8 protein-coding genes are annotated in these 7,419 nt (G+C 70.5%); 2 read left to right on the top strand and 6 right to left on the bottom strand.

Annotated elements, in window-relative coordinates:
• The 3 genes from Q8N10_RS06660 to Q8N10_RS06650 form a co-directional block, all read right to left on the bottom strand.
• On the bottom strand, positions 1–844 hold an 844-nt coding region (locus tag Q8N10_RS06660), incomplete at its 3' end, for a pentapeptide repeat-containing protein (RefSeq protein WP_305663883.1).
• 63 nt (positions 845–907) lie between these two features.
• A complete protein-coding gene (locus Q8N10_RS06655) occupies positions 908–1,396 on the bottom strand; it encodes a pentapeptide repeat-containing protein (protein ID WP_304774413.1) in 489 nt (162 codons plus the stop codon).
• 64 nt (positions 1,397–1,460) lie between these two features.
• On the bottom strand, positions 1,461–3,950 hold the full coding sequence (locus Q8N10_RS06650; protein ID WP_304774415.1) for a ribonucleotide reductase: 2,490 nt from the start codon (positions 3,948–3,950) through the stop codon (positions 1,461–1,463).
• A 171-nt stretch (positions 3,951–4,121) separates the two neighbouring features.
• Between Q8N10_RS06650 and Q8N10_RS06645 the strand changes: the two genes are divergently transcribed.
• The gene (locus Q8N10_RS06645) at positions 4,122–4,520 is read left to right on the top strand and encodes an NADH:ubiquinone oxidoreductase subunit NDUFA12 (RefSeq protein ID WP_304774417.1); all 399 of its coding nucleotides are present in this window, start codon (positions 4,122–4,124) and stop codon (positions 4,518–4,520) included.
• The gene (locus Q8N10_RS06640; RefSeq protein WP_370690152.1) at positions 4,520–5,170 is read left to right on the top strand and encodes a DUF2155 domain-containing protein; all 651 of its coding nucleotides are present in this window, start codon (positions 4,520–4,522) and stop codon (positions 5,168–5,170) included. The genes Q8N10_RS06645 and Q8N10_RS06640 overlap by 1 nt, the downstream gene beginning before the upstream one ends.
• On the opposite strand, the gene aat is transcribed toward Q8N10_RS06640, so the two are convergent.
• The 3 genes from aat to accB form a co-directional block, all read right to left on the bottom strand.
• Entirely contained in the window at positions 5,107–5,757 is a 651-nt protein-coding gene (gene aat, locus Q8N10_RS06635; protein ID WP_304774419.1) for a leucyl/phenylalanyl-tRNA--protein transferase, read from the bottom strand. The genes Q8N10_RS06640 and aat overlap by 64 nt on opposite strands.
• Positions 5,758–5,776: 19 nt before the next feature.
• A complete protein-coding gene (accC, locus tag Q8N10_RS06630) occupies positions 5,777–7,132 on the bottom strand; it encodes an acetyl-CoA carboxylase biotin carboxylase subunit (protein WP_304774421.1) in 1,356 nt (451 codons plus the stop codon).
• A gap of 4 nt (positions 7,133–7,136) precedes the next feature.
• A partial coding sequence (gene accB / locus Q8N10_RS06625) for an acetyl-CoA carboxylase biotin carboxyl carrier protein (RefSeq protein ID WP_305663882.1) occupies positions 7,137–7,419 on the bottom strand: 283 nt, incomplete at its 5' end.

The raw sequence follows: 7,419 nt of genomic DNA, 5'->3' as shown, positions 1-7,419 counted from the left end.
GCGGCGGGGTCGGGGGCCGCCAGCCGGTCAGGCGCGCGCCGCCGCCGTGGCAGCCGCGGGCCACCAGGCCCGGCGGCAGCTTCGTCGAGGCGTCGGTGCAGGCCTCGTCCAGCTGATCCTGGTTCAGGTTGCGCGCCTTGGAGAGATCGACCCCGTACAGCATGGCGCGGCGCAGGCTGGCGTCGCGGAAATCCGCGCCGGCGAACATCGCCCCCGACAGCACCGCGGAATCGAGATTGGTGTCGCGGAACGAGGCGCGCTCGAACCGGCCGTGGGCCAGCACCGCGCCCTGCATCGAGGCGTCGCGGAAGCTGACGCCGCGGGCGTCGGTCTTGCTGAAATTCGCCCCGGTCAGTTCGCCGTCATTGAGCTGGGCGCCGCCCATCGAGGCCCGGCCGAAATTGGCGCCCTGGGCCTGCAGATCGCGCAGGTCGGCGTTGGACAGGTTGGCGGAGGAGAAGCTCACGCCCTTGGCCTCGACATCGCGCAGCTTGGCGTCGGACAGATTGGCCGAGCCGAAGTTGGCGCCGATCATCTGGGAGTCCGACAGGTCGGCCCGTGACAGGTCGGCGCCGGAGAAGTTGGCGCCATAGAAGCGGGCCTCGCGCAGATCCGATCCCACCAGGGCTGCGCCGGCGAAATTCGCGCCGTTGAACTGGGCGCCGGTCAGCTTGCGGCCCGACAGCTCGCACTTGGCGCAGGCCCCGCCAAAGGAGACCAGCCTGGCCACCTCCTTGTCGCCGATCATGGCGCTGGCCGCGCTGGGAGCGAACGCCGCCACCACGGCCAGGGACGCGGCCAGGGGGACGATACGGGACAGGGCGGTGCGGAAAGAGCCGAACATGACGCACCATGTGCCCTGTGGGGGATGTCTCAGGCTACTTAAATCGCGGTAATTCTTGGCAGATTAGCAGCGTGGGGTCCGCAGGCCGGGGGGGAGCCGAGTGGCGCCGTCGCCGCAGGCTCGGTTGAGTTGAGCCTGAGACAGTCCCCGCGCCCGGCCCATTTCAGCCCCCGAGAAATTGGTCCCCACCAACTGCGCGCCGGCGAAATTGGCGCCCTCCAGATAGGCGCCGACGAAGCTGGCCTGGGTCAGGTCGGCCCCGGCGAAATTGGCGCCGCCGAACACCGCCCCATAGGCGTTGACGTCGCGCAGGTCGGCGCCGCGGAAATTGGCGCGGTTCATCACCGAGACACTGAGATCGGCCTGCCGGAGCCGGGCGCCGGCATAGTTGCGGCCCTTGATCTCCAGCCCCGAGAAGTCGGCCTGGAACAGGTTGCAGCTGGGGCAGTTGGCCCCCTTGCGCGCCGCGGCGATCTGGCCGGCGTTCTGGGCGCTGGCGGGCAGGGCGATCGCCAGGACGGCGGCCAGGCTGAGCAGGCTAAGCGGCTTCATCTGCGGGCTCCGGCGGAAGACCCCTCCTGCCTAGGCCAGCAAGCTTAAGGTCCGGTGACCATGCTTAGCCGGTGCGGTCGCTGTCCTGCGGTCCGGCGCGCACGCCACAGGATTCGCAGATCAGGCTGGCGCCCTTGCGCACCACCGCCAGGTCCCCGCAGGCGGCGCAGACATCGGCCTCCAACCGCCCCGAACGCGCATTGGCGGTGGGCAGGAAGACCAGGTTGTCGGGCGTCGCGCCCCGGGCGAACCCGCGCGAGATGAAGTGGGAGGCCGGGATGTTCTCCCCCTCCGGCTCGCCCTCGTCCTTGCCGCGCCCCAGGCCGTCGGCGTTGAGCTCGCCGTCGGCGTTGGCCAGCTCCTCGCGGCCCAGATACGAGATGCCCAGTTCGCGGAACAGGTAGTCGAGGATCGAGGTGGCCGAGCGCACGGAGTCGTTGCCGGTCACCGGTCCCGCCGGCTCGAACCGGGTGAAGACGAAGGCGTCCACGAACTCCTCCAGCGGCACCCCGTATTGCAGGCCGATGGAGATGCCGATGGCGAAGTTGTTCATCAGCGATCGGAAGGCCGCGCCCTCCTTGTGCATGTCGATGAAGATCTCGCCCAGCTCGCCGTCGTCGTACTCGCCGGTGTGCAGATAGACCTTGTGGCCTCCCACGGCGGCCTTCTGGATGTAGCCCTTGCGGCGGTCGGGCAGTTTTCGCCGCGTGCGGTCGCGCTCGACGATGCGCTCCACGATCCGCTCCTCGGGCGGCGGCGCGGGGCGTTCGGGCTCGCGGGCCGCGCGCACCGGCGCTTCGGCCGTCTTCGGCAGGTCGAGGAAGAAGCTCAGCGGCGGATCGGAGCGGCGGATCCGCACGGCGGCGACCCTGGCCTGGGCGGCCTCGGACAGCAGGGCGCGGGCGTCCGCGGGGGCGGTGTCCCACTCCAGCTCGATCTCGGCGATGGCGGGCAGGTCCAGGGCCGGCTGCAGGGCCGCCAGCATGGCGAAATAGGGCGTCGGGCCCAGGTCCTCGGCGGTGAGGAACACCTGCCGCTGCTCAGGCGTCAGGAAGGCCGCGTCGGCCAGGGCCCCGCCGCCCAGCACGTGAGCCTCGGCGGCGGCGATCTGTTGCTCGCTGAAGCCGGCGAGCTTGAGGGTGTCGAACTCGGGGTCGGCCAGGTCGGCGTCGGTGGCCCCCAGCACGTCGGTCAGGAACCCGGCGTCCACCACCAGGGGGGAGAAGGCGTCGCGCAGGCGGGCGGCGAAGGGCAGGGCGGCCTCGGCCGAGGCGATCTCGTGCTCGGTGAAACCGCGCGCCTTCAGGGCGGCGTGATCGACACCCGGCGCTTCCGACAGGTCGAGGCGGCCGATCAGGTGGGCGCGGGCGGCCGGAATGTCTGCGCCCAGCGTCTTGAGGCCGCGCAGGGCGGCCTCCGACAGCACCCGGGTCAGGGCCCCGTCCTCGGTTTCGGCGACGGTGACCGGTCCCAGCCAGGGCGCGCCCGAGCTGGAGGATCCGCCCAGCCGCAGGGCCAGGTTGGGATCGTCGAAGACCGCCAGGCCTCCGTCGAGCGGGATGTCGGCCATGGCGGTCCGGGCGCGCTCATAGACCTCGCGGACGGCCAGGCGGCCGGCGTTCGAATCATAGGCCAGGCCCTGGGCCGCCAGCCAGTCGGCGAGCCCCCCCAGGCCCAACGCCACGGGGCCCCCGAAGGCGGCGAGCGCGATGGCCGCCAGGCCCACCGCGTCGTCGAACGCCTCGCCGTCGAAATCAGCCCCGCTTCCGAAGGCCATCAGGTCCACCGCGCCGCGCGTGGCGGTCCAGGTCTGGGCGATTTTCGGCGCGGCGTCGGCGGCGAAGGCCGCCACCACGGCGCCGGTTTCCCAGGCCGCGGCGGCCAGGGCGAGGTCGCCCTCGGCAAGGTCGGGCGGAATGGCGGCGATCAGGCCGGGGCCGTCTCCACTTTCGAACTGGGCCTGGGCCGACCACAGGTCCTCACCCGCGCGGGCCAGGGTCATGGCGTCCAGGATCATCAGGTCGGTGGCGCCGGCGCCCCGCGCGGCCTCGGCGGCGCGGGCCAGGCTGAGATTGGATTGCGGATTGGCGCAGGCCGCGGGGTCGCCCTCGCAGCGCTGGATGGCGTCCATCACCCCCTGCAGGCGCTGGGACAGCGCCATGGCGGCGGCCCGGGCCGAGACCCGGCCCCGGCGGCGCGCGCGCAGGGTGGCCAACGCCTTGACGTAGTCGCCGTCGTGCGCGCCGATGACACCGGGCGCATCGAGGGCGCGGGGCTCGGCGATGGCCAGGCGGCCGGCCAGCAGGGCCGCGCCCAGGTCGCGGCGGAAGGCGGCCCGCGTGCGGGCGTCGGGCAGCAGGGCGAGCGCGCCCGCCTGTTCGGCGATGATCTCTGCCTTGCGGAAGATGGCGGCGGGCAGGTCGGTCTCGCCGCCGGCCCAGTCCAGCCAGGCTTCCACCCGGGCATCGGTCCAGGCAGCCGGAGCCAACACCTCGACCACGCTGTCGGCGCGCTCAAGAGGCCTGCGCTCGATCCGGCCCGGTTCGGTTCGCAACGGTTTGTCTCCCACGGGCGGGGAGGTTAGGAGCCCAAGGGGTTCGTCGCAACAGATGTTGTGGTCGCGGGCGAGTTCTCAACAACATCTTGCGGTGATCGCGCCGCTGGACGCTCGGGAGGGCGCCGCCTATAGTCCGCCCGCCTCCCAACCCGTTGGATCTTCAGAAACGTGCTCAAGTCGATCTTTACCTGGTGGAACGGCGCCACCCTCGGCGCGCTCTTCACCGTCTGGCGCCGCGGCGTGCTCGTGGGCACGGACGACACCGGCAACAAGTACTACCAGGCCAAGGACGACAGCGATTCCTACGACAAGGGCCGTCTGCGCCGCTGGGTGATGTATTCCGGCTATGCCGAGGCCTCCAAGGTCCCGCCGGACTGGCATGGCTGGTTGCACCACACCTTCGAGGAACCTCCGACCAAGGAGCCGCTCAAGCGGCAGGCCTGGGAGAAGGATCACCTGCCCAACATGACCGGCACCATCAACGCCTGGCGGCCCAAGGGCTCCATCAGCCGGGGCGGTGAGCGCCAGAAGGCGACCGGCGACTACGAGGCCTGGCGGCCGGAATAGTGGGCGGACGTTCTCTCCTCAGCCTGACGGTGGCCCTGAGCGTCCTGGCCGGCGCTGGTTTCGTGGCCGCCCAGACCGCGCCCGTCGCCCCGGTCGCCCCGACCCCCGCGCCGGGACCGGTCTCGCCGTCGCCCTTGCCGCCCGCCGATCAGCCTCAGCCGGCGGAAGAGGCGCCGCCCGTCGTGGTGCCGGTTCCCGGCCCCGTGGCCACCCCGGCGGTCCAGGCCTCCGAGGTCTCCCCCGCCGCGCCGCCCAAGGCCCAGGTCGTGGAAAAGCCGGCCGAGAGCACCATCAAGCGCGCCCGCTATGACGTCGCCATCCTGCAGGCCCTGGACAAGGTCACCGCCGAGACGGTCCGCTTCGAGGCCGCCGTGGGCCAGCCGGTGCGCTACAAGACCCTGGTCTTCACCGTGAAGGCTTGCGAGCAGGCGGCCGCCGACGAACCGCAGGAAGACGCCATCGCCTACATGACGGTGGACTCCCAACCCCGCGCCGCGCCGGGCAAGCCGACCCCGCCCGCGCGTCAGGCCTTCAAGGGCTGGATGTACGCCTCGTCACCGGGCCTCAACCCGCTGCAGCATCCGGTCTACGACGCCTGGCTGATCACCTGCAGGGCCGCGGCCCCCGTCGTGGCCGCCGGCAGCCGCTGAAACTCAGCCGTCACGGCGAGCGCCTTGCCCAGCCGTCGCCGGTAGACGGCCCGTGAGATCTCCTCGGTCCCGAACTGCGCCAGGTGCTCGGTCATGAACTGGGCGTCCAGCAGCAGGAACCCGCCAGCAATCAATCTCGCCACCAGGTGTGTCAGGGCCACCTTCGACGCGTCTGTGCGGGTGGAGAACATGCTCTCGCCGAAGAAGGCGCCGGCCAGGGAAACGCCGTACAGCCCGCCCACCATCTCGTCGCCGGCCCAGCACTCGACGCTGTGGGCGCGACCGATCGCGAACAGCTCGGCGTAGAGCCGCTCGATGGGGTTATTGATCCAGGTCTCCGTCCGCCCCGGCCTTGCCGCCGCGCAGGCGCTCACGACCTCGGAAAAGGCTGTGTCGATCCGCACCTCGAAGGGGTCACGCCGGACAGTGCGCGCCAGGCGTCTGGACAGGTGGAAGCCGGCCAGGGGAATCACCCCCCGCCGTTCGGGATCGATCAGGAAGACCGCGTCGTCGTCACGCGCGTCGGCCATGGGAAAGACCCCACGGGCGTAGCAGTCCAGCAGCTCGGCGGCGCCAAAGGTGGTCATGGCGCCACCGTACGCGGCCTCAGGCCGAGAGCTCGGCCTGCGACTTCATCCAGCGTTCCAGCCAGTGGATGTCGTAGGTCCCTGAGATGATGTCGGGCTGGTGGATTAACTCCTGGAACAGCGGGATCGAGGTCTCGATGCCCCCCACCACCATCTCGCCCAGGCAACGGTTCAGGCGCGCCAGGCACTCCTCGCGATCGCGGCCGTGGACGATCAGCTTGCCCACCAGGCTGTCGTAGTCCGGCGGGATCGAATAGCCGGCATAGAGGGCGCTATCGAGGCGCACGCCCAGGCCGCCCGGCGCATGGAAGTCGGTGACCAGGCCCGGCGAGGGGGCGAAGGTCTTGGGATTCTCGGCGTTGATCCGGCACTCGATGGCGTGGCCTTCGAAGATGATGTCCTCCTGCTTGAAGGACAGCGGCAGGCCCGCGGCGATGCGAATCTGTTCGCGCACCAGATCGATGCCGGTGATGGCCTCGGTGACAGGGTGCTCCACCTGCAGGCGGGTGTTCATCTCGATGAAGAAGAACTCGCCGTTCTCGTACAGGAACTCGATGGTGCCGACCCCGAGGTAGCCGATGGCCTTGATCGCATCGACCACCACCTTGCCGATCTTGGCGCGGGCGGCGGCGTCGATGACCGGGGAGGGGGCTTCCTCCAGCACCTTCTGGTGGCGGCGCTGCAGGGAGCAGTCGCGCTCCCCCAGGTGGCAGACATTGCCGAAGCTGTCGGCGATGACCTGGATCTCGATGTGGCGTGGGGTCTGGAGGTAGCGCTCCATATAGACCGCGTCGTCGCCGAACGAGGCTCGGGCTTCGGCTCGGGCGGTGGAGACCGCCTCGGCCAGTTCGTCTTCGTTGAGGGCCACCTTCATGCCGCGCCCGCCACCGCCGGCGGCGGCCTTGATCAGCACCGGGAAGCCGATTTCCTTGGCGGCGGCGAAGGCCTCCTCCTCGGTGGTCACGGCGCCGTCGGAGCCGGGGACCACGGGGATGCCCGCGTTCTTCACGGCCTGCTTGGCGGTGATCTTGTCGCCCATCATCAGGATGTGCTCGGCCTTGGGGCCGATGAAGGTGAAGCCGTGCGCCGTGACGATCTCGGCGAAGCGGGCGTTCTCCGACAGGAAGCCGTAGCCCGGATGGATCGCCTGGGCGCCGGTGATCTCGGCCGCCGCGATGATCGAGGGGATGTTCAGATAGCTCTTGGCCGCCGAGCGCGGGCCAATGCAGACGCTCTCATCGGCCAGCCGCACCCACATGGCGCCGGCGTCGGCCTCGGAGTGGACCGCCACCGTCGAGATGCCCATTTCCTTGCAGGCCCGGTGGACCCGCAGCGCGATCTCGCCCCGGTTGGCGATGAGGATTTTTTCGAACATCGGGTTACTCGATGACGACGAGGGGTTCGCCGAACTCCACAGGGTCGCCATCGCCCACCAGGATCTCCACCACCTTGCCTGCCTTGGTGGCCGGGATCGGGTTCATGGTCTTCATGGCCTCGATGATCATCAGGGTCTGGCCTGCCGTCACGGTGTCGCCGACCTTGACGAAGGGCGGGGCCTCTGGGGCGGACTGCATGTAGACGGTGCCCACCATGGGCGACTTCACCACGTCGCCAGCGGCGCGGGTGGCCGCAGGGGCTTCGGCGGCGGCGCCAGCGGGCGCG

The sequence above is a fragment of the Phenylobacterium sp. genome, from assembly GCF_030693625.1.
In the GTDB taxonomy this organism is placed as follows: Bacteria; Pseudomonadota; Alphaproteobacteria; order Caulobacterales; family Caulobacteraceae; genus Phenylobacterium; species Phenylobacterium ferrooxidans.
Note: the sequence above shows the minus strand (reverse complement) of the source record. Positions and strands in the feature narration are given on the sequence as shown.

Bases quoted from the DNA above. Each gene is read 5' to 3' on its own strand.
- Q8N10_RS06655 (WP_304774413.1), bottom strand. From the start codon at position 1,396: ATGAAGCCGCTTAGCCTGCTCAGCCTGGCCGCCGTCCTGGCGATCGCC.
- aat (WP_304774419.1), bottom strand. From the start codon at position 5,757: ATGACCACCTTTGGCGCCGCCGAGCTGCTGGACTGCTACGCCCGTGGG.
- accC (WP_304774421.1), bottom strand. From the start codon at position 7,132: ATGTTCGAAAAAATCCTCATCGCCAACCGGGGCGAGATCGCGCTGCGG.